Origin of the sequence: Bacillus sp. NTK071 (genome assembly GCF_017303315.1) — a bacterium.
Taxonomy (GTDB): Bacteria; Bacillota; Bacilli; order Bacillales; family Guptibacillaceae; genus Guptibacillus.
The window spans coordinates 72,954-94,280 of sequence record NZ_JAFKOI010000015.1 but is presented as its reverse complement, the minus strand read 5'-3'; the positions used below and the strand labels follow the sequence as shown (position 1 = coordinate 94,280).

19 protein-coding genes are annotated in these 21,327 nt (G+C 39.2%); 4 read left to right on the top strand and 15 right to left on the bottom strand.

Annotation, left to right across the window (positions count from 1 at the left end):
• Window positions 1-7: 7 nt before the first annotated feature.
• The 3 genes from asnB to JI666_RS17685 form a co-directional block, all read right to left on the bottom strand.
• Window positions 8-1,918, bottom strand: a complete 1,911-nt coding sequence (gene asnB, locus JI666_RS17700) for an asparagine synthase (glutamine-hydrolyzing) (RefSeq protein ID WP_206894338.1) — start codon at window positions 1,916-1,918, stop codon at window positions 8-10.
• 450 nt (window positions 1,919-2,368) lie between these two features.
• The gene (locus JI666_RS21840; RefSeq protein WP_349769357.1) at window positions 2,369-2,974 is read right to left on the bottom strand and encodes a peroxiredoxin; all 606 of its coding nucleotides are present in this window, start codon (window positions 2,972-2,974) and stop codon (window positions 2,369-2,371) included.
• 202 nt (window positions 2,975-3,176) lie between these two features.
• Window positions 3,177-3,941, bottom strand: a complete 765-nt coding sequence (locus tag JI666_RS17685; protein WP_206894298.1) for a PhzF family protein — start codon at window positions 3,939-3,941, stop codon at window positions 3,177-3,179.
• A 355-nt stretch (window positions 3,942-4,296) separates the two neighbouring features.
• On the opposite strand from JI666_RS17685, the gene JI666_RS17680 reads away from it, so the two are divergent.
• Window positions 4,297-4,473 (top strand): hypothetical protein, encoded by a 177-nt coding sequence (locus JI666_RS17680; protein WP_206894297.1) that lies wholly within the window; start codon window positions 4,297-4,299, stop codon window positions 4,471-4,473.
• Window positions 4,474-4,613: 140 nt separating this feature from the next.
• Here JI666_RS17680 and JI666_RS17675 read toward each other — a convergent pair whose 3' ends face one another.
• The 5 genes from JI666_RS17675 to JI666_RS17655 all read right to left on the bottom strand — a co-directional run bounded on the left by JI666_RS17675 (window position 4,614) and on the right by JI666_RS17655 (window position 9,883).
• Entirely contained in the window at window positions 4,614-4,829 is a 216-nt protein-coding gene (locus JI666_RS17675; RefSeq protein ID WP_206894296.1) for a hypothetical protein, read from the bottom strand.
• Window positions 4,830-4,912: 83 nt separating this feature from the next.
• Entirely contained in the window at window positions 4,913-6,040 is a 1,128-nt protein-coding gene (locus JI666_RS17670; RefSeq protein ID WP_206894295.1) for a sensor histidine kinase, read from the bottom strand.
• A 369-nt stretch (window positions 6,041-6,409) separates the two neighbouring features.
• A complete protein-coding gene (locus JI666_RS17665) occupies window positions 6,410-7,312 on the bottom strand; it encodes an alpha/beta fold hydrolase (protein ID WP_206894294.1) in 903 nt (300 codons plus the stop codon).
• A gap of 477 nt (window positions 7,313-7,789) precedes the next feature.
• Window positions 7,790-9,238, bottom strand: a complete 1,449-nt coding sequence (locus tag JI666_RS17660; protein WP_206894292.1) for an MDR family MFS transporter — start codon at window positions 9,236-9,238, stop codon at window positions 7,790-7,792.
• Between the two features lie 36 nt (window positions 9,239-9,274).
• Complete coding sequence (locus JI666_RS17655; protein WP_206894291.1) at window positions 9,275-9,883, bottom strand: TetR/AcrR family transcriptional regulator; 609 nt, start codon at window positions 9,881-9,883, stop codon at window positions 9,275-9,277.
• A 197-nt stretch (window positions 9,884-10,080) separates the two neighbouring features.
• Here JI666_RS17655 and JI666_RS17650 point away from each other — a divergent pair, with 197 nt between their 5' ends.
• Window positions 10,081-11,421 carry a sugar porter family MFS transporter gene (locus JI666_RS17650; RefSeq protein ID WP_206894288.1) on the top strand — a complete coding sequence of 447 codons (1,341 nt, stop codon included), beginning with the start codon at window positions 10,081-10,083 and terminating at the stop codon, window positions 11,419-11,421.
• Window positions 11,422-11,492: 71 nt separating this feature from the next.
• Here JI666_RS17650 and JI666_RS17645 read toward each other — a convergent pair whose 3' ends face one another.
• Window positions 11,493-11,684, bottom strand: coding sequence for a helix-turn-helix domain-containing protein (locus tag JI666_RS17645; RefSeq protein ID WP_206894286.1), 192 nt, complete (start codon window positions 11,682-11,684; stop codon window positions 11,493-11,495).
• Between the two features lie 355 nt (window positions 11,685-12,039).
• On the opposite strand from JI666_RS17645, the gene JI666_RS17640 reads away from it, so the two are divergent.
• Window positions 12,040-13,488: a SulP family inorganic anion transporter gene (locus JI666_RS17640; RefSeq protein WP_206894284.1), complete on the top strand. Its 1,449-nt coding sequence runs from the start codon at window positions 12,040-12,042 to the stop codon at window positions 13,486-13,488.
• Window positions 13,489-13,557: 69 nt separating this feature from the next.
• Here the strand turns inward: JI666_RS17640 and JI666_RS17635 are convergent, their stop codons facing one another.
• The 3 genes from JI666_RS17635 to JI666_RS17625 all read right to left on the bottom strand — a co-directional run bounded on the left by JI666_RS17635 (window position 13,558) and on the right by JI666_RS17625 (window position 15,790).
• Complete coding sequence (locus JI666_RS17635; RefSeq protein ID WP_206894283.1) at window positions 13,558-14,751, bottom strand: alanyl-tRNA editing protein; 1,194 nt, start codon at window positions 14,749-14,751, stop codon at window positions 13,558-13,560.
• 153 nt (window positions 14,752-14,904) lie between these two features.
• Complete coding sequence (locus JI666_RS17630; RefSeq protein WP_206894282.1) at window positions 14,905-15,261, bottom strand: DUF1878 domain-containing protein; 357 nt, start codon at window positions 15,259-15,261, stop codon at window positions 14,905-14,907.
• Window positions 15,262-15,559: 298 nt separating this feature from the next.
• A complete protein-coding gene (locus JI666_RS17625) occupies window positions 15,560-15,790 on the bottom strand; it encodes a group-specific protein (protein WP_206894281.1) in 231 nt (76 codons plus the stop codon).
• A 423-nt stretch (window positions 15,791-16,213) separates the two neighbouring features.
• Between JI666_RS17625 and JI666_RS17620 the strand changes: the two genes are divergently transcribed.
• Complete coding sequence (locus JI666_RS17620) at window positions 16,214-17,467, top strand: hypothetical protein (protein ID WP_206894280.1); 1,254 nt, start codon at window positions 16,214-16,216, stop codon at window positions 17,465-17,467.
• Between the two features lie 159 nt (window positions 17,468-17,626).
• Here JI666_RS17620 and JI666_RS17615 read toward each other — a convergent pair whose 3' ends face one another.
• The 3 genes from JI666_RS17615 to JI666_RS21830 all read right to left on the bottom strand — a co-directional run bounded on the left by JI666_RS17615 (window position 17,627) and on the right by JI666_RS21830 (window position 21,167).
• Entirely contained in the window at window positions 17,627-17,938 is a 312-nt protein-coding gene (locus JI666_RS17615; RefSeq protein ID WP_211201545.1) for a hypothetical protein, read from the bottom strand.
• Between the two features lie 152 nt (window positions 17,939-18,090).
• On the bottom strand, window positions 18,091-20,091 hold the full coding sequence (locus JI666_RS21835) for a cell wall-binding repeat-containing protein (protein WP_286170934.1): 2,001 nt from the start codon (window positions 20,089-20,091) through the stop codon (window positions 18,091-18,093).
• Window positions 20,082-21,167 carry a hypothetical protein gene (locus tag JI666_RS21830; protein ID WP_286170933.1) on the bottom strand — a complete coding sequence of 362 codons (1,086 nt, stop codon included), beginning with the start codon at window positions 21,165-21,167 and terminating at the stop codon, window positions 20,082-20,084. The genes JI666_RS21835 and JI666_RS21830 overlap by 10 nt, the downstream gene beginning before the upstream one ends.
• Between the last annotated feature and the right edge of the window lie 160 nt (window positions 21,168-21,327).

The window sequence follows — 21,327 nt, the reverse complement described above, 5'->3', positions numbered from 1 at the left end:
CTATTTATTAGTAGCGGTACGCAGCAACTTTACTTACAATTTCATCCTCTAATCGCAATTCTTCAGACGAATAAATCTCCTCTACGTATATTTGATGCCAGAGCATAAAAATAAGCACGGTCCAAATTTTACGAGAGTAATCAGCTTTCCCAACTGCGTGTGCATTCAACAAGCCCTTCACGTATGACTTATTGATTAAGTAATCTGTTTCACTCACATGAATTAGCTGATTTGCCCATTCGTATAACTCGTTTTTCAACCAGAGTCGAATCGGTACAGGGAATCCAAGCTTCTTGCGATCGAGAACGTGATCGGGAACAATTCCTCGAACTGCTTTTCGAAGGATCGACTTCGTTGTTCCATCCGCAATCTTCTCATGTATTGGAATTTCTCGAGCTACACGAAATACTTCTTTATCAAGGAATGGTACACGAAGTTCAAGAGCATTTGCCATCGTCATCTTATCAGCTTTTAATAAGATATCTCCTCGAAGCCATGTTTGAATATCAATATATTGCATCTGATTGACTGGATTTTCACGCTTTACGTTTTGATAAAATGGTTTAGTGATTTTCTGATATTGCTCATTCTTAAAGTAAGTAGTGAGCAACTTTTCCTTTTCTTCCTCTTCAAACATTTTCGCATTTCCAATGTATCGCTCCGATAGTGGCGTTGAGCCACGCTCAAGGAAGCTCTTTCCTCTCATTCCCTCTGGAAGTACGCTTGCTACTTGATTGACCATCCGTTTCATAATGGTTGGCATTGTTTTGAAAAGACCAAGGGAACGCGGCTCGCGGTAGATATTATAACCGCCGAAGAGTTCATCTGCTCCTTCTCCAGAAAGAACAACTGTCACATGTTTTCGTGCTTCTCTTGCAACGAAATAAAGCGGCACACATGCAGGGTCTGCAAGTGGGTCGTCCATATGCCACATGATTTTAGGAAGCTTTTGCACATATTCCTTCGCTGAAATCATATAAGCATAATTTGGAACGTCTAGCTTTTCGGCTGTTTCTTTCGCTACATCAACTTCTGAATAACCTTCATGCTCGAAGCCGACAGAGAAGGTTTTGATTTGTGGATTAACCTTTCTTGCCATTGATACAATAATGGAAGAATCTATTCCACCTGATAAGAAAGAACCTACCGGTACGTCACTTCGCATATGAATGCCTACAGAATCATATAGGACGTCCTGAATGGATTTTGTCCAGTTACGTTCAGTTGTAATCGGTTTAAATGTTGCATGAAAATAGCGTCTAAATACCATCGGTTCGTTATGTTTCTTAACAAAATAATAGCCGGGTTCTACCTTCTTAATTCCTTCGGTCATCGTTAACGGTTCAGGTACATATTGAAAGCTTAAATAGTGCTGCAATGCAGCTGGATTAACCTTCTCCGACTCTTCAACGAGAGTAATACTCTTTTTCTCAGAGGCAAAAATAATTTCTTCCTCATCTTGTTTGTAATAAAGCGGCTTAATTCCAAACGGATCACGAGCTCCAACCAGCTTTTTCTCATGCTTGTCCCAGATTAGAATGGAAAACATCCCCCGTAAATCAGCAAACGCTTTCTCGCCTTTGTAGACAAAAAGACTAAGAACGACTTCCGTGTCAGATTCCGTTTGAAACGTAAAACCCTCTTTCCTTAGTTGCTCTCGAAGTTCAACGTAATTGTATACTTCACCATTAAACACCATCCAGTAACGCTCATTCTCATAATGATAGGGCTGACGACCACTTTCTAAATCAATGATACTTAACCTTCGAAATCCTAGAGATATAAATTGATCTGTATAATACCCTTCATCATCAGGACCTCTATGTGTAATAACTTGATTTCTTCGTACGAAATCAGAATGATCTTGACGATCGTATTTCTCTGGTTCTGTACGTAACACTCCAACAAAACCACACATAATAATAGCCACACTTTCATTTGGAATAATAAGTGTATTGTAACACTTTTGTAATAAATTTGTAACCAAACGGTAACTACCTCTTGGTACACTGATGGCTGTTTGTCAGTCCAGATCATTTAAAAGAAGGGAATTTGCTATTTATAGTATGCCATTTAGACTCCCTACCACTTACTAATGCATAATTATTATTTAATCAAATCATGACGAAATTGCTATGTATGGACTGAGCCTATCTTTCCTTACCATCAATCACTTCTATTAAATCACATTAAACTAATGCTCGTAACATCTTTCCAGAAAAAGACAAGAATCGACTCAACTAGACATCGTTTACTGGAAATAAATTTCTTTACGGTATAATTTTGTTAATTTGAAGTAGTTAAGAGAACGTTCAGTAACCCGTCTACGAACTTAAAAACAGCTGCGGGCATACTCCGCAACTGTCCTTCAAATTCTTCCTATAAACATCGTGTTACGAACAATACCTGGCTGCCCTGGTACCCAATTAGCCGGAACACCCTGACCCGTTTTCTCGTTATATTGTAACCCTTGCATTACTCTTAGAATCTCATACGCATTCCGTCCTACTTCAACCGGATAGACCATCTTCGTCACAATTACTCCCTCAGGATCGACAATAACTGTACCTCGATAAGTAGCACCTGCATGCTCATTAAGGACACGATACGCTTTGCTTATCATATGATTTCGATCACTCACAAGGGGATAGTTCACCTTAGAAGCAGCAGGAGAAACCTCTGTAAACACTTTATGAGCATAGACACTATCAGTACTAATTCCAAGTACTTCTGTACTCATACTCTTCAACTGAGGATAAATAGCAGCGACCGCTGCAAGTTCCGTTGGTCAAACAAACGTGAAGTCACTTGAATAGAAAAAGAGAATCACCCATTTACCTCGATAATCCTCAAGACTTACTTCCTTGATTTCTTTATCTTTCGGATCAAACGCCTGCGCTCGGAAGGAAGGGGCCTTATCGGTAGTTTGTGCGCAATTAGGAAGATTGCATGGTCCTTTATGTTCGCTCTCCACTGTTTCACCTCTTTTCACGAGCAGTATATGAGCAATGAATGAGCTTATTGCCTGTTTAATACTTTTCTTGAGTGATATTCTATATCTATTTATTAAAAGCCTCTTTCGTAAATATTGTTGTGACTCTTAATCCGTGTAAAAAACAGAACGACACACTGAAAGAGGTTCTCCTCATACGAGAGAACCTCTTTCAGTGTGTTGTTTATTGAAGATGACCTTTCATCAGTACTATACACTCACCGCCTAATGTAACATCTGCCCCATCAAGCTCCATTTCAATGAACCCACCCCGCTCAGATGCCTGGTAGGCACTCCACTTTGTATCCCCCGTCAACTGATTCCAATAAGAAGCAAGCGCACAGTGGGCAGACCCTGTCACTGAATCTTCCTTCACGCCAATTTTTGGCGCAAAATACCTAGATACAATATCAGACGTCGTTCCTTTACTCGTTATGACAACCCCTGCACCTGGCAAATGGTCCATTTTAGATAAATCAGGAATAGCTTGAATAACGTCTTCCTCTTGTTCGAATTCCAAAATGTAACGATCCTTCGCCCATGCCGCAGCTTTCACATCGACATTAACAACTTCTCTCAGTTCCTTAGTTATATTAACCATTTCCGCTCTTATTTGGTTGAACCCTAATAGAATTTTGTTCTTTACTTGCTCTGCACGGAGTTTTCCACCTTTCGTTGAAAAGGTGATGGATTGACCAGAAGGGATATGCCCTTCGCTCCATAATACATGTGCAGCAGCAAGCGTTCCGTGTCCACACAAATCAATTTCCTGAGTTGGAGTAAACCATCTAAGATGAACAACTTCCTCGCCTACTCTAACAAACGTTGTGATTGGTTGATTAAACTCCTTCGCATATCTATGCATTACTTCTTCTGACAGCTCTTCATCGACAAGCACGATCATAGCTGGATTTCCCTTAAATAGTTCTTTCGTAAAAGCATTAATCAAGAATAGGTTCTCCCTCACATGTGATCCCTCTCGTTTCTATATGTATTGGCATAGCCTTTTCATGTCTATAACCTCTCTAATCCTTTCTTACACATTATACCTTTCGAAACACCAAAAAAGAGCTGCCTACTAGACAGTTCTATTCTAACAAGCTATATAAAAAGATGGATACCAACAAAAATCCCCTCAAGAAGAGGGGGGAGAGAATAGGCTATAATTCACATTATGTTGGTAAGCGCTTCATTATGACTCTGAATTACCGTAAAAAATGTCAGGAGAATGCTTCAGATTGTTAGGAAACCGAAATGAATTATGTTATTATATAAATCAGTTTAAAGAGAAAAGAGGGATTTACATGGAGGAAGAACAGGAAATCATTCTCCCTGAAATCGGTAGTGTCGTTGAAATCGATAATCGCAGAGCAAAAGTCTGTAGCCTATTAAACAACACGATTGTAGCAGAATGGGAAGAATACTCAGAAGACGAAGAAAAGCGTGTGGTTGTCAGACACGAAGAATATAAAATGCTCTAACACAAAAGGACAGGTTCTTACCTGTCCTTTTCTCATAACCTCTATTTTCTTAGCCACCACTCACTTATTCCTATAAACAAAATCATTACGACTGCAAATAAAAAAGAGACTATTAAAGTCTCATTTCTACCTTACTTCACTTAGTTCCCTGCACCCTCTTCAGACGCCATTTCCTTATAAGCTTGTTCGAATTGCTCGAATGAGTATGCACCGTTCATCGTTTTATCATTTTGAAAAATTTCTTCAAATGCATAATCTCTTGCTTCAGCTAGAGAGAATCCTCTAGAGCTTATAACTAACTGCATATAGGATTTAAAATAAGTTTTACTAAGCTTGCTACCATTTTTGGTAACCATGATATTCCCTCCCCTCACTAACCCATTAGTTCAATTATGCCTATTATATTAGGATTTCTTTAAGGGTAGCAAACCTAAAGGGGTTACGATGACGAAATGTCATCCTTATCTGCTAGCGGTAGGCTCACAGTGAATGTCGTTTTCTCGTCAACCGAATGACAGCTTATCGTACCTTTATGATTCTGAATGATCTTTCGACATACGTATAAACCTATCCCTGTTCCAAGTTCTTTCGTTGTATAAAAAGGCTCGAATATCGTCTTCAACGTTTCGCTCGGAATTTTTGGACCATTGTTTGATATATGCACGTGAATCATATCCTCACCTTGATCACAATGCAGCTCGATTTGTCTTGCACCAGCCGTTTCTTTAAGAGCATCAAGTGAGTTCATCATAATATTTAAGAAGACCTGCCTGAGCTTATCCTGTTGGCCAAAGATATACAATTCCTCCGGGATATTATTTTGTATCGTAACATCGCAATCCACTATACTTGGATAGATAAATTCAACAATCCCCCCAAGAATAGTTTTCACGTCCAACCATTCTTCGCATCCAACATCGATTTCCTTCTTAGACACATGTAGAAATTGAGCAATACGAAAATTGAGTTGCTGTAATTCATGATCAATAACATCAATGTATTCTAAATTTGGATGGTCTTTCTGCAATAACTTCACAAATCCCATAATAGCCGTCAACGGATTTCTGAACTCGTGAACAAAGCTTGAAGACATTTGTCCCAGAATTGATAGTTTTTCCTGATGTGTTTCATCAATAAATGAGATTTTCTCTTGAAGCTCATTATTCTTCATTCTCGTGTATTCCGTAACAGCATGGTAAGAAAATTGATCAAACAATTCATTAATGGAGTCCAACACACTTTGTAATTCGCTTACTTCGATTCCTGCATACGTCATATGCTTCATCATCACACTTCTACCAGCGTTCACGTTAAAGATAAAGTCACCTATGTTGACGTTCGCTTCTACCCGTTCGAGTGCTACTTTCTTTGCAAGTGCGACAATTCTATCCATGCTAATCGGGGCTTCTATATTTTTTTGAACAAGGCGATACATCATGACACCGTTCGCTTCTACTTTATCCTGATGAACATCAGATTCTGATATTCGAATTTTGGACTTCCAATTATGCAAATATCGATCGAGGTTCTCATCTAAGTATTCAAGTAATTGTTCCTGTAATGCCATATATTGTTCACCCCTTTCACAGTATTCAAAATATATGTAAGATTTTTTCGCTCTGTGTCACAAGTATAACAGGAAATCAAATAGGGTTAATAGTTACATAAAACTATAAATCTTGGATACTCTATGTTAGCTGCTAGTTCTATATGCCTACATGATACTATTATTATATAATAAATATGGTTAAGTGATTTCGCATTATTAATTAATATATCGTTCGTAGGTTTCTAAAATAATATTGTAAGTCCCATGATGAGCCTTCCTTTCGATTATCCTGAAAAACTGACAGGCAAGGGGAACTAGGGATAGAACTATAGCAAATGGCATCATGAGATGTTATTTGCTGTTCTTACAAGCCCTTCCCCCAATGACCTATGTTATCACTGGAATTTCTTTCCAATCCTTTAAATAAGCTAACATTTCAGTCCATAACTCTTTATTCTCCGTTAAAAAGTGACCTCCTTCTGGAATCAATGTAACCTCACAAATAGGAAGCTGCTGGGCTAATTTAGTCACTTCACTCACCGGTGAAAGCGTATCTCTTTCACCGTGCCAAATTCGCACAGGACCACTTATTTCTTTCAGATCAAATCCCCACTCTTTTGCTAACAGATTGGTTTCATATATGACGCCCTCTACTCCCTGGCGATAAGCTTCCTTCGCATGAAAGAGACTTAGCTCCACAAGGTCTTCATCTTTCAGAAGCGCACGGTCCCATTCTGAAAGATGAGGATGATCGCCTTTTAGGATGGATTTCATATACTTATCTGGGTTTTTCTCGATAACCTTCTTTTGAGCAAGATTCGCTTGCTTCATAAGCCAGGGAAAGTGCTTTGTAAGGAAAAAGGCTCTTCTGTTTTCTTTTGCCATGTCTTTTGGGGCTTTCCCTTCAGGAAATGGTGCTGCTGATGAGACAAGCGCTGTATTCTGAACACGATCGGGCATGGCATACGCACATGCTGCGGCAAATGCTCCACCACCTGAAACGCCTAGAACGGAAAAACTAACTAAACCGAGATAAGACGTCAATTCTTCAATATCTACTGCCCAGTCTAGGATCGTTCTGTTTTTCTGAAATTCAGACAAACCGTAACCCGGCCGATCACTCGTGATTAAATAGAGACCCATAGCTTTTGCTTGTTTGTCATCATTTCGAAACCATACACGCGATCCAGGCGTTCCATGAAAAAGAAGAACCGGTATTCCTGTCGGATCGCCATAAGTCCAATAACCCAGCTTCCGTCCATCCCTTAACGTCATCGACTTTTCTTGCATATTCACCCTCCTTAAAAACGTAGTCTTGTATTCGTTATCCTTTGTATACCCGTTTATCATATAAGTAGTACGATATCTCTCTTACTTAATACGTATCATAACGATAATAGTTTCCCAAATAATAACATTACCTTTTAAAGGAAATCATTTTTAAGTATTCTCTCTTAATTACAATCCTGAAATTATGAGATATAACTAACGAGGCTGGGACATAAGTAAATAACCAAGAGAAAGACCCGAACAATTCATTTGAATCAGATCGGGTCTTTCGTAATTTACAGATAGGAAACAACCGCTTCGCCAACATACTTCGCTTTCCTGCGGGGGCTTCGGACTCGTGCTGTTCCCGCAGGAGTCTACGTATGTTGGCTACGCTAAGGTCTTACTCTTACCAATCAAAATTCGCAATTTCCTTCATGTATTTTAGTTTTGTCCCAGCCTCGTTTCACTTTCATCTTGTTTTCGTTTTCAGTCAATCTAGTTTTCAGTAACCGGATCGTTTTTTGAGATTTGTTCAGTGCTCACTTTTTCTTCCTGAGGGTTTTTAATAAAGAAGGCTAAGACCAATCCAACAATAGCTGATATTCCCGCCACAATGAACGATACATTTACACCGTGGACAAGTCCTTCAACGCCTCGGTCAGGCTGTGCTGCCGTCGACATTACTGTGACAAGTAGGGCTGTTCCTACAGCACCTGATACCTGACGCATCGTATTGTTCATTGCTGTTCCATGTGGAATTAAGTGAGTAGGAAGCTGATTTAATCCAGCAGTCGTCACCGGCATCATGACCATGGCAACGCCAAACATTCTTAAAGCATTTACGACCGCAAGATAAGCAAATGATGTTTGTGGCGTTAAATTTGTAAACATAAATGTCGTTACAGTTACGATTACGAGTCCAACAATCGCTAGCCACCTTGCCCCAAACTTATCAAAGATCCTTCCTGTAATTGGGTTCATAAAGCCCATAATAAGAGCCCCTGGCAGAAGCATTAATCCTGATTCCAATGCGGTAAAGCCAAGCATATTTTGCATTAAAAGTGGAAGTACAGTAGCTGCTCCAATCATGGCGATAAACACAACCATGCCAAGCACCGTCGTCAGCGTAAACAATTTATATTGAAATACTTTGAACTGTAAGATAGGCTGTGTTAATTTTAACTGCCTTAAGATAAACCATGTTAATGACACGCCACCAATGATCATAGCGACGATAACCTGCTCACTAGCCCACCCATTTGTTCCTGCACTACTAAATCCAAACAATAGTCCTCCGAAACCGAAGGAGGACAGGACGATTGAGAGAATATCTAATTTCGGATTTGTCTGCTCGGTAACGTTCTTCAGGATGAAATAAGCAATAGCAAAATCAATGATTACAATCGGCAAAATCACATAAAAAAGGCTCCTCCATGGATAATGTTCAACAAGCCAGCCGGACAATGTTGGTCCGATTGCTGGAGCAAAAGATATGACGAGACCAAACATTCCCATCGCTGTTCCACGTTTCTCAACAGGAAAAATGAGAAAAAGAATGGTTTGCATGAGAGGGATGATAATGCCAGCTCCTGATGCTTGAATAATACGACCTAGCATTAATATTGGAAAATTAGGAGCAATGGCGCAAATTAACGTTCCTACAGCAAACAATCCCATAGCGGTTAGGAATAAGGTTCTCGTGGTGAATTTTTCTATTAAAAAAGCTGTAATGGGAATCATCACACCATTTACAAGCATAAAGATTGATGTCAGCCACTGAGCAGTACTTGCTTCAAGGTTAAGATCCACCATAATGTGTGGCAATGCTGTCGCAAGCAACGTTTGATTTAGAATTGCAGCGAATGCACCTGATAGTAATACAAGTAACAATGGCTTTTTGTTAAAGGATCCGATGCCCTGTTCTGGTTGATTCGTTTCGTTCATATTCTCCCTTCTTTCTATTCAATTTTTCATTAGATATTACCGACATAACCCAACTTTAAGCAGTTCAATTTCAAGCTGATACTTCTTCATCGCATCCTCTATCGTTAATTCATTTGAAACACTATGGATGAGATTATGAAACGTAATTGCCGTCAAAATCTGAATGATATGAAATAATTCTTTTTCAGTCGAAAAGTTCAGTTGTTCAGTACTCACTAGCTCATATATTTCGTGATACCGATTATTTAATGCTTCTTCTGTTAAATATTTGGAGAATGTGTTCTCTATTTTATAATTCATATTCAGTAACACATTCCGGATGAAATTACTTTGCCCAGCATCTTCTGAAGTCAAAACCGAATGATAAATATCTTCAATGGCTTCAAAAAGATCGCCATCATACTTTCTTAAATTCGAAATTAAATGCTCGTGTCGTTCTTTTGCATGTTCATTTAGCAAATAGAAGAACGCATCCTCTTTATCTTCAAAATACTGATAGAAACTTCCCCTTGGAATTGCAGCTGTTTTCAATATATTTGATATCGAAGCTTCGTACAGTGATACTCTTGAAAATTCTTTTTTCGCTGCATCGATTAGTGTTTGCTTCTTTTCTTCGTTTAAATTAAAAAATGTTTGTTTCGGCATTGGGAACACCACCTCTATATCTTGTGACACTATGTCATACTTTCACCAAACCAACTATATGCGACACCGTGTCATATGTCAAAAAGAACGTCTTATGATTAACTTACTAACGGAAACGAACGTTTTGATGTTTGTTCTCCTTACTATTGTGGAAATAATCTTGAGGATATAACTGTAGTGAAAAGGTGGTCTTGTGTATGAACAGAAGCATTAGCAAAGGGTGGATATTCTTCTTTGGAGCTTTAGGAGGACTGCTCTATGGATATGATACAGGCGTTATTTCAGGTGCCTTATTATTTATCGACCAAGATATTCCGCTTTCTGATTTTCTAGAGGGCGTTGTTGTTAGCTCATTACTAGGCGGGGCAATCGTTGGTGCCGGAATGAGTGGTTATGTATCTGATCGGTTTGGTAGAAGGCGTGTTGTCTTTGCCATAGCATTGATTTATTTAATAGGATCTCTCGTTCTAGCACTATCTCCAAATGCGACGATCCTTATTATTGGACGAATTGTACTTGGCTTAGCCGTTGGTGGTTCTACAGCGATTGTACCCGTCTACTTATCAGAAATGGCCCCAACACGATCACGAGGAGCTCTCGCTTCACTTAATCAATTAATGATTACGATTGGGATCGTTATCGCCTATCTCGTCAATTATGCTTTCGCTCCAATGGAAGGCTGGCGCTGGATGCTTGGACTTGCATCAGTACCCGCGATTATTTTGATGATAGGCGTTCTATTTATGCCAGAGAGTCCACGCTGGTTAATTAAACGAAATCGTGAAGACGAGGCACGTCGCATTATGGCGTTAACTCGAGAGCAAAGTGAAATAGATAATGAAATGAAACAGATGAAGAAAATAGAAGAAGTTGAAGAAAGTACGTGGGACGTGCTGAAGTCAAAATGGATTCGCCCAATGCTTCTAATTGGTAGTGGAATTGCCATCTTTCAGCAACTTATTGGTATTAACTCCGTTATCTACTATGCACCGACTATTTTCTCGAAAGCAGGCCTCGGTAGCTCTGCTTCCATCCTCGGGACAGTCGGAATTGGAATCGTTAATGTACTAATGACCCTAGTTGCCATTGCAACAATCGATAAATTAGGCAGAAAGAAACTGCTTTTGCTCGGTAACGTTGGAATGGTACTCAGCCTATCTGTATTGGCTACCATTCTATTCACTGCTGAATTAACGACAACCGTTGCCTGGCTTACCGTTGTCTTTCTTGGATTATTCATAGTCTTTTTCTCTGCAACATGGGGACCAGTTGTATGGGTTATGCTTCCTGAGCTTTTCCCAATGAAAGCAAGGGGAGCGGCGACAGGATTTACAACACTACTGTTGTCTGCCGCAAATCTCGTTGTATCATTATTTTTCCCAGTATTACTCGGCGCTATTGGTACAGCATGGGTCTTCGTGCTCTTTGCAATTATTGGCGTTCTTGCATTCTTCTTTGTATTGAAATTCGTTCCTGAAACAAAAGGAAGAAGTCTTGAAGACATTGAGAATGACCTTAGAGGCAATGCTTCAGCTTAACTCAAATATAGAAAAGCCCCGATCGTCTAGACGATCGGGGCTTTTCACAGTAACGTCTCTTCCACTTCTAATCAGATCCGTTCGCCGTTCTTAAGTTTTTGAATTAATTCTGTAAGATCTGATTTCTGAATTCGCCAGTGACTACCAATTTTGAAAGCAGGTATCTTACCTTCTTGAACGAGCTTATATGTGGTCATCTCACTTATTTGAAAGTATTTGGCTACTTGAGAGATCGTCATAATATCATGATGCTCACTATCCATTGTATCGCTCCTTATCAATCTATCTCCATAGTCTATCAAAATTCAATACGTTGTGAAGGAATCTCCATTAATAAGATAACTCATTATAACGAGTTAGATCAAATAATAATAAAATAGGTTATAAACTAGCTAATCCTATTAAGTTTAAATAAATTGCGGTGAAATCATTATAATGAAAAACGAAGTATTTAAGAGTAAAATAGAGAATAAATAAGAAAAAGCACATTGAGATACGCTTACATAATTATTTTCATTTTCATAGATTCTATGTTAAAATTCATCTTGTTGTAAACGGACTCGACTTCTATGAGAGTTAGAAGTCACTACTATACTAGATTTAGAAAGAGGTGCCACTTTGAATTTAACTTCAATTAAAGAAAACTGGTTTGGGAATGTGAAAAACGATACGCTCGCCGGAATCGTTGTAGCGCTTGCCCTAATTCCAGAAGCGATAGCATTTTCCATTATTGCAGGTGTCGATCCGATGGTCGGTTTGTATGCAAGTTTCTGTATCGCTGTCGTCATTGCCTTTGTTGGTGGTAGGCCAGGTATGATTTCGGCAGCTACAGGAGCGATGGCGCTCTTAATGGTTACACTTGTCGCCGATCATGGACTACAGTATTTACTTGCTGCTACGATTTTAACCGGAATCATTCAATTCCTACTTGGTGTTTTCAAATTAGCGCGTTTCATGAAATTTATTCCGCGCTCGGTTATGGTTGGTTTCGTAAATGCACTTGGTATTCTTATTTTCACATCACAGCTGCCTCACTTTGCTGGTGAATCATGGCCGATGTACGCAATGGTTGCAGGGGCGCTTGCGATCATTTACATCGTTCCACGTTTCACGAAAGCTTTGCCATCACCTTTGATTGCAATTGTCGTCATTACAATTGTTGCGATTATGACAGGTAGTGGCGTACGAACAGTTGGCGATATGGGTGAATTAACACAGGCTCTTCCATTGTTCCTTATCCCAAGCATTCCGTTGAACTTTGAAACGCTTGCGATTATTTTTCCATATTCAATGGCTTTAGCCATCGTTGGACTACTTGAGACATTCTTAACAGCTCAAATTGTAGATGATTTAACAGACACCGATAGTGATAAAAACAGAGAAGCAAAAGGACAGGGTACGGCAAACGTTGTTGCTGGATTTTTTGGAGGAATGGCCGGCTGTGCAATGATTGGACAGTCTGTTATTAATGTGAAATCTGGTGGACGGGGTCGTCTATCCACGCTTGTTGCAGGTGTATTCTTAATGTTCCTTATTCTCGTACTGAACGATCTTCTCGTTAAGATTCCAATGGCTGCACTTGTCGGCGTGATGATTATGGTCTCAATCGGGACATTCGATTGGTCATCGGTTAAAAATCTTCATAAAATGCCGCGCTCTGATGCAGCAGTTATGGTTGTCACTGTCGTAACAGTCGTAACAACACACGATTTATCAAAAGGTGTCCTTGCAGGTGTTATCTTAAGTGCCCTCTTCTTCGCATCGAAGATTTCTAAAGTACGTATTGAAGAAAAGCTAGATGCCTATACGGAAAAGAAGATCTATCATGTTCATGGTCAATTATTCTTCGCATCCGTAACCGACTTAGTCAATAGCTTTGATTATAAAGACTCAGTTGAACGCGTAGAAATTGATCTATCGAATGCTCACGTCTGGGATGATTCAGGTGTTGGAGCAGTTGATAAGATTGTTGCGAAGTTCAGGCAGAATAATATTGAAGTGGAGATAACCGGAGTAAATCAGGAAAGTTCTCAGTTAATTGATCGATTAGCTGTCTATAATAAATAAGAACATAAAAAGCCACAGCATGCTGTGGCTTTTTGCGTTCAATATTTTAGAAGTTTATTATAGGTTTTTCTATTGAAGACTCACCTTCACAAGCTCAATCAATATTTCTTCAGCAGACCTGATCGCTTCTCCCCCACCTTGAGCAAAGTCTTTCTTTCCTCCGCCTTTACCGTTGATAAGTGGTAGCACTTCTTTCAAAGCGCGATTCATGTCCAATTCAAGTTCTGCGCCTCTGCCGCATACAATCTGAAGTTTATTCTCCTTTTCACTAATTAGAAAAACAACAACAAAAGGATCTGTACTCAATATCGTTTTGGCAAGCTTTTGAATTTCTTTCATCCCATATTCGTTGGATATCAGCTGCACAACCTTTTGGTTATCTATCGTGTCTGCCGACTGCAACAGCTCTTTCGCCTCGTATGAAAGAAGACGACTATTCAATTCATCTACCGTTTTCTCGTACTCTTTTGTCTGCAGGACGAGACGATTAGCTGCATCAACAAGGTCTACTTGCGGGACATTGAGTATATTCGTGAGCCCCTGCACAACCTTCTGTTTTTCATGAAGCTGTTCCATCACTCGATTGCCACAAACAAAGTGAACACGCATATGGTTTTTCTGATTCTCCCATTTCAGAATACTGATCGCACCAACCTCCGCTGTTGAAGCAGGGTGAGTGCCACCACAGCCACTATAATCAACATCAGGAATGATAACAAGGCGAATATCTTCAGCTACCGATACTTCTTTACGAAGATTATATTGAGCTAATTCTTCTTTATTCACCCATTTCGTTTCAATTGGATGATTCGTTTGAATAATTGAATTTGCGTATGCTTCTGCTTCCCTTGCTTCTGCTTCGTCCAATAAAGAGATATCAAGGTCAATCGTACAAACGTCTTGCCCTAGATGAAAGCTAACGGTTTTGTATGCAAACGTGTCTTCAAACGCAGCCGATAGAACATGTTGTCCTGCATGCTGTTGCATATGGTCGAAGCGTCTCACCCAATTAATTTCCCCATGTACCTCTTCTTCAACTTCTTTTTCAACAAAGTGTCGAACTTCACCGTTCATTTCCTCTACGTCCGTAACAGCTACGCCATTTAACGTCCCTGTGTCAAAAGGTTGCCCACCACCAGTCGGGTAGAAAGCTGTTTGATTAAGGACAACATAACGGCGCCCCGCTTCATCCGTCGTTTGTTTACCTATTTGTGCTGAAAAGGTTGTTATGTATGGATCTTCATAGAATAATTTCTGATGCATATTCCATCACTACTTTCTATTAGTACTTGTTCATATCCATCATCGTATCATGTTTCTTCTATAAAATTATCAATAAGCTCCCTAAAAGAAAGGCAAAAAGGCAGTTGAGATGTTCAACTGCCTTATGCTTTATTTCAATTCATAGTAAACTCTTTACAATGAATACAGTTCCATTGCATAAAGCTCCTTAAAGACATTTTCACAGCAATCATTTTCCCAAAAAACCCTTGTTAAGTATTCTGCAAATTGATGGTTACCTGCTTGCTCAGGAACAATGTGATAAATGGCTTGTTCAAAAGCATAGTGATTGACTGGTTTTCTCTCTACAATACTTTCCTCGTATTCGGTCATCAATGTGATAATGCGATCATACTGGTCTCTCTTGATGCCGTATTCGTACAGCACTCGATCTATCGACGTGTTTGAGAAAAGGAGCTCCTGCCTGAACAAAAGAAAGTCGACCGTTTCTTCAAGCTCAGCAATTCGTTTTTCCATTGCACCTTGCTTCATCTCATATCCCTCCATTATCATGATTCTTCATAGAAATGGGGTACACTAACAGCCATCAATCGATACGCTCCACTGAATAATTTGTCATATGACAGAACATTTTCTATCTAATTATAATGGGAAAACGCTTACAATACTAGGTTATTCAAAACAATGATACATAAATGAAACCTAAGTCAATGACATAAAGGCAGTTTTCGTAAAGATTGTTGCTTTCGAAACAAATATTGAAAAACCACACTCAGTGACTGGAGCAGAAATTAACTCACTCATGTAGCATCAACCGCTTTATCAATCCTTATCTTTTTGTCATGTTCTCAATTTCATGATTTCGCTTTTCTTTTTCAGGCTTTGAAGCTAAATCATACTTTTTCAAAAGATGAAACAACTCATTCAACGTTTCTTGTGAAAGCGTTTGATGAAGAAATTTATAGATCTTCTGAACAAGTGCATCAGGCATGAAGTCTGACTGATCTTCAAGCTTCGCTAATACATCCCCATATGAGTAATCAATTGTACATTTCCCCACGATGTTGAATCCCCTTTCTTAACAAGTCTTATTTTTTCTTGTTGAATTTCGCTAGTAATAAAGCAAATATCAGGAGAAAAACTCCGATTAGCACAACATTATCTGATATAAGTTCCAATTTAGTACATCTACCTTTCATATAACCGAATAACATTAATAAGAAAATGATAACACAATGCATAAGGAGATTGCTTCTAATTCTAATAGAAAGAGTAAATTTCGATCTTTCTCACCGTCAATTTATAGGAGATTTTGGTCATTCGACTTCTTCCAATCATTTCCCCGGAAATCGTCTACTAATTTACAGAAACATTCTCTTAAACTAGACAATGCAAATTTTTCATCCTCGACACCAATAGTCCTTTCTTTCAAACAAGCTTGTGTATAATCATTTTATAATCTATCTATAGTGGGAGGAATTGTATGAAAGCTCTTCGTCTGATCTTCTTATTCTCCTTATTACTTCTTGTAACGTCATGCAACTTTCTAACTTCATCGAATTCGTCTGAAGAAGTAGATGCAAAGAAAGAAACAGGGGACAAGCAATCAGAACCGGCCAGTCAGGTGAGCTCTTTGTTTCAAGAAGGAACGTACAAATGGGAAGAGAATGACATCATTTTAGGAGCTATGGATATTACCGAACCTCTTGATGACTCATTTACCTTCATGCTTCAGGCATACGATGGCCAACATGTTGGAGAGCTTTCAGGAACAGCAGAAGTAGATGGAGAAACAGCTACGTTCACTGACCCAGATAACGCAAAGTGTCAAGCGACATTTGGATGGCAACAAGACCAAATTACAATTGATACGAGTGAGGACTGTCAAACTGAAGACAACGCTGTATCGTTCACAGGTATTTATACAATTATTCCTGTGGGTACTTCAAATGAATCTGAAGAAAATACGGAAAGCAAAGAATCTGATTGGCAGGAAGCGCTCTACATCGATCCTAAGTTTGAACAAGGAAATTTGAGCATTTCTAACGTTTCCCCTGATTCCTTTCAGTTCGATTTCAATATAAGTAATGATGGTCACGAAGGTAAACTAACAGGTAGCGCAACCATCACTGGCAATGAAGCAACATTTCAGGACGCTGAGGATCCAGCTTGTAAAGGAACATTTGTACTTGAAAGTGACGTCATTACGTTTAAAGAAGATTCCTGTTTAAACGATGCGGAAGTAGATTTTAGTGGTAGCTTTACAATGACGGATCAGAAACCATTAACATCAACAGGGCCTGATGCATCTTGCACTGCCTCTCCATTTCATACCGAGCTTATGAAATTTGCGGAACAAGGTCATTTGAAAGACGCTTCCATTTTCCTGGGAATGACGGAAGAAGCGCTTAAACAAGAGAAACCATCAATGTCTTACGAGAAAGACCTATACGAAGGGCTGCCAGGTTTCTCTGACACTAAGTATACGTACTTAACAGTCAATCAGGAGGTATTCAACCTTCGTTACAATGCTTTGTCAGAAGGAGAAGCCGTTCCTTATAACGATCTCGTTTGTCAATTCGGCGAACCAGATGAAGTTGTTTTCAATGAACTTGATAACGAATACCTCCATGTATATAACGCTGGAGAAAACAAGCTTTCCTTCGTTTCAGATACGAAAGAAGGAGGCATTAAGGCTGTGCAGCTTGAATCACAACAAAGTAAATTAGCGCACTAAACATTAATAAGTGGATAATAAATAACAACGGCGCAATAATGATTGCGCCGTTGTTATTTAGGGTTTGGGAGCGGAAAAGAAGAATATCATTCTTAATCTAACCCTGCAAAGAGGACTTACAATTTGTTAAGCAAGCACATTCTAATGTCTATCAACAGTTCAATAGTAAGTAATAATAGTCACAACTAAACTAATAATGGTATATAGCACGGCACCATAGAACACGGCACCGACATTCACTTTCAATTCGTTGTCGCTTTGAATTTTCCACCCCGCTTGACTGGCTTCAAAATTTGTTCCTTTTGATAGCAAGCCTCCACTACTATTAAAAAAATATAACACCACAGATATCGCGAGACCAATTAGAAAACTCCATTCAAGATACGAAAAAGAAAAGAGTGCGCTTGCAGCCCATACTATTAAACCTAGTATGATCGTTGATAACAATGACCTACCAATGACTTTTTTCAAAATATCCCTCCTACGCTAATTATTTCTACGTTTTTAAATGGAATAAAGTTTCATTTTTTAGAATATTTAAAACAAATAACAGATAGTTATCTCCATAATAAAAATTCAATTTATATAAAAAGAGCCCTGGATAATCAGGACTCTCGTTTGAATTACTCAAATAATGATTGAACTAGCTCATCAGATAGGGCACTCTTTCCACCAACAATGTAGTATTTGTTAGCGAAAGCACCATACTTCGAAATCGTTTTCTTTGTTGTCACCTGAGCTTGTTTAGCATGTGTTAAAAGAACTGGAGTTCCCTTAGATGCAGCTAAAGCAGATCCTGAAAGTGCGTCTGGATAATTACTCCCTATAGCAATAAGAGGTGTAGACATGTTCAGCTTATTTGCAAAGTAGTGAATGACGTTACTATTTGTTTCATAGCGATCATTTCCATTGATTCTCTCGTATTTGCCTAGGGTTTTCGCAACACTGTTCGGAATTGCTGAAGTTCCACCAATTACGAAGAACTCCTTCATCGTTGTTGTTTTCACATAGCTTTCGACCGATTGTGGAAGCGAACTTTTCTTTGTTAATAGAATCGGCATGTTAAGTGATGCGGCAATAGGAGCAATCGAAAGCGCATCTGCAAAACCTTCTCCTGTTGTAACGACTGCCTGCTCTGATTTCGCTAGCTGCTTAGCAACATTGACAGAAGTTTCATAACGATCACTTCCACTAATTCGCTTAAACGAAATGTTTAGGCTTTTTAGCTGTTTTTCAACATTTGTTGTAATAGCAGATTTACCACCTACTAGAATAACTTGCTTCACGTCAAGTCGATCAAGTTCATTCAATACAGCATCCGGTAATGTACTCGTATCTGTTAAGAGAAGTGGTGCTTTATTTTGATGAGCAAGCGGTGTGGCGCTAAGTGCATCTGGATAATTCCGTCCTGTTGCAATAATGGCAACGTCTGACTTTTTCCAGCCTTTCTTTGAAACATTCACCGCTGTTTCATATCGGTTGGCACCTGAAATTCGTTCCATTGTTGCTTTTGTTCCATCAAGAGCACGAACAGCGCCATATGCGTCCAATCTTCCCCATCCGGAAACAAGATCGTATCCAGGAACTGGCTCCTCAATCGGATAAGGCTCTTCCTCTTCATAGTAGTAGTCTTCATAATCACTGTATGGATTATCTTGTTCATCAAATACAACGTCGATCGCTGTTTCAGTTAATATCCCATGTATTTGAGCCGGTGTTAATTCAGGGTTTTGTGAAAGCAATATTCCTGCAACGGCTGATACGTGTGGGGTTGCCATAGATGTCCCGGTCATGTAAGAAACATTACCATCAGGCATAATAGATGGGATATCTGTCCCAGGTGCAACAAGGTCCAGACCTTCACCAAAGTTAGAGTAGTCCGAGACAATATCAAGTCGATTAGTGGCACCTACTGATATCGTATACTTTGACGATGCAGGATAGGAAATCTCCTCGAATCCATCGTTACCGCTTGCTGCGATAATCGTTACACCATGATCATTTGCATACTTAAGGGCATATTCAATCACACGACTATACGAGCCACCAAGGCTAAGGTTAATGATTTGTGCACCGTGGTCTACTGCATATTTAATACCATAAGCGATTTGTTCTGTATCTCCATACCCTGAAGCATCAAGCACCTTCACCGGCATAATCGTAGCATGTGAACTAAGACCTGCCATGGAATAATGATTATTTGCTTCAGCTGCTATAATGCCCGAAACGTGAGTACCGTGCCCATTGTCATCCAACGCATTAGAGTTACGGTCGATATAATTATAAGCACTGCTAGTATCAACAGATTTACTTAAATCAGCTAACGTGTTGTCTACTCCTGTGTCAACAACAGCAATGACGGTTTCCTTTAACTTCTTTCCATTCGTCCATTTTTGAAGCTCTTCGAATTGAATGTCAACTCCAGCTGTTCCACCGTCATCCCCATTGTTATTAAGTGACCATTGATAAGGATAGTGAGTATCTTCAGTAAAGACGGTATACTGTTGAACCGGTTCAACAAAGTCTACTTCTGGAAGCTTTGCAATGTTATTAGATGCGGATTCAAGCGTTTTTGCCGATGCTTGATAATCCTTTGCGCTCACTCCTACTTCCATCACATACATGTTAGCAAAGCCTGCCCCATTCGCTTTGAAGGGTCAATTGCTTTAACACCATATGACTGTGCTTTAGAGGTAATACTTGAAACCTTCTGATTGTCTTTCAATTTAACAATTACACGATTGCCAGCCTTTGGTGCTGCAAAACCAGCTTTCGTGAGGATAGAAGAGATAGTTGATTGAGTAAGATTAGAGATGCCAACGCTCTTCCCTGTTGTTTCGATTTGCTTTTGAAGGAAAGCAGGTACAGAGTCATACGCTGTTTCATATAATCGATCAATTGCTTTTTGATCTTGCTGAGTTACTTTATAGCTACTTGCACTTCCATTCTCTGCTACATCAGCAAATAAATCCTTTAATTGAATTAAGTCTTGATAAACACTTTCTCTCATCGATTGACTAAAAACCATTTTCGCACTGATAAATGGCGCACTCTTATAATAAAGTTCTGAAAGATTCTTACCTTTGTCGGTTTTGGCTAGTACGTTTTCACGAATTGACCGGAGATCTTTCAGAATTAGCTTGCCATTCTCACGTTCTTTCGTACTTAGCTCTGCTGGACACTCTTCTGTCATCACATAGTCGAATGGAGCAAGCGAAACACCGTCATAAGAAATCGTGTATGACGCCCTTTCTTCACTATTTATTTCCTCATACTCTTCTACTGGATATCCTTCTTCGCCGTAGTGTTCAACCTTTATGTAATAAGGGCCGATCCATGCTAATGGGAAGTCAATCATCGCAGGTTCATTTTCATAAGAAAATCCCATGTAACGATCAAACGCACGATTGTCTACAGCATTTTCAAGGCTTGAGTAAACTGTAACGTTTAACTCCTGTTCGGACTGAAGCTTTATTCTTAAATGAGTATAATCCCTAATTTCAGATTCTGAAGGTTGGACTTTGTACCAGTGAACTTGCTCACTGTCGTCAAAATTTCCTTCAATAGGAAAAGTACTTGTTAATTTGACCTCATTCTCTGGTACATTTCCAGCTGTAGCCTGTATTTCTTTCATTGGTAACTGACTGAAAAGCAATGTGAAAATCATAACGACAACTAAGACGCTACTAACCTTCTTCATTCCTAACCTCCATTTAATAGATTCAATATACAAATCTATTAAATCACAAAAGAAGTGAAAAAGGTGGAAAATATTTCTACAAAATGGAACAAAAAGTATATTGGAACTTAATTCCGATTATGACTAATGAATGAATTAGTTGTAGTCTGATACAAAAAAA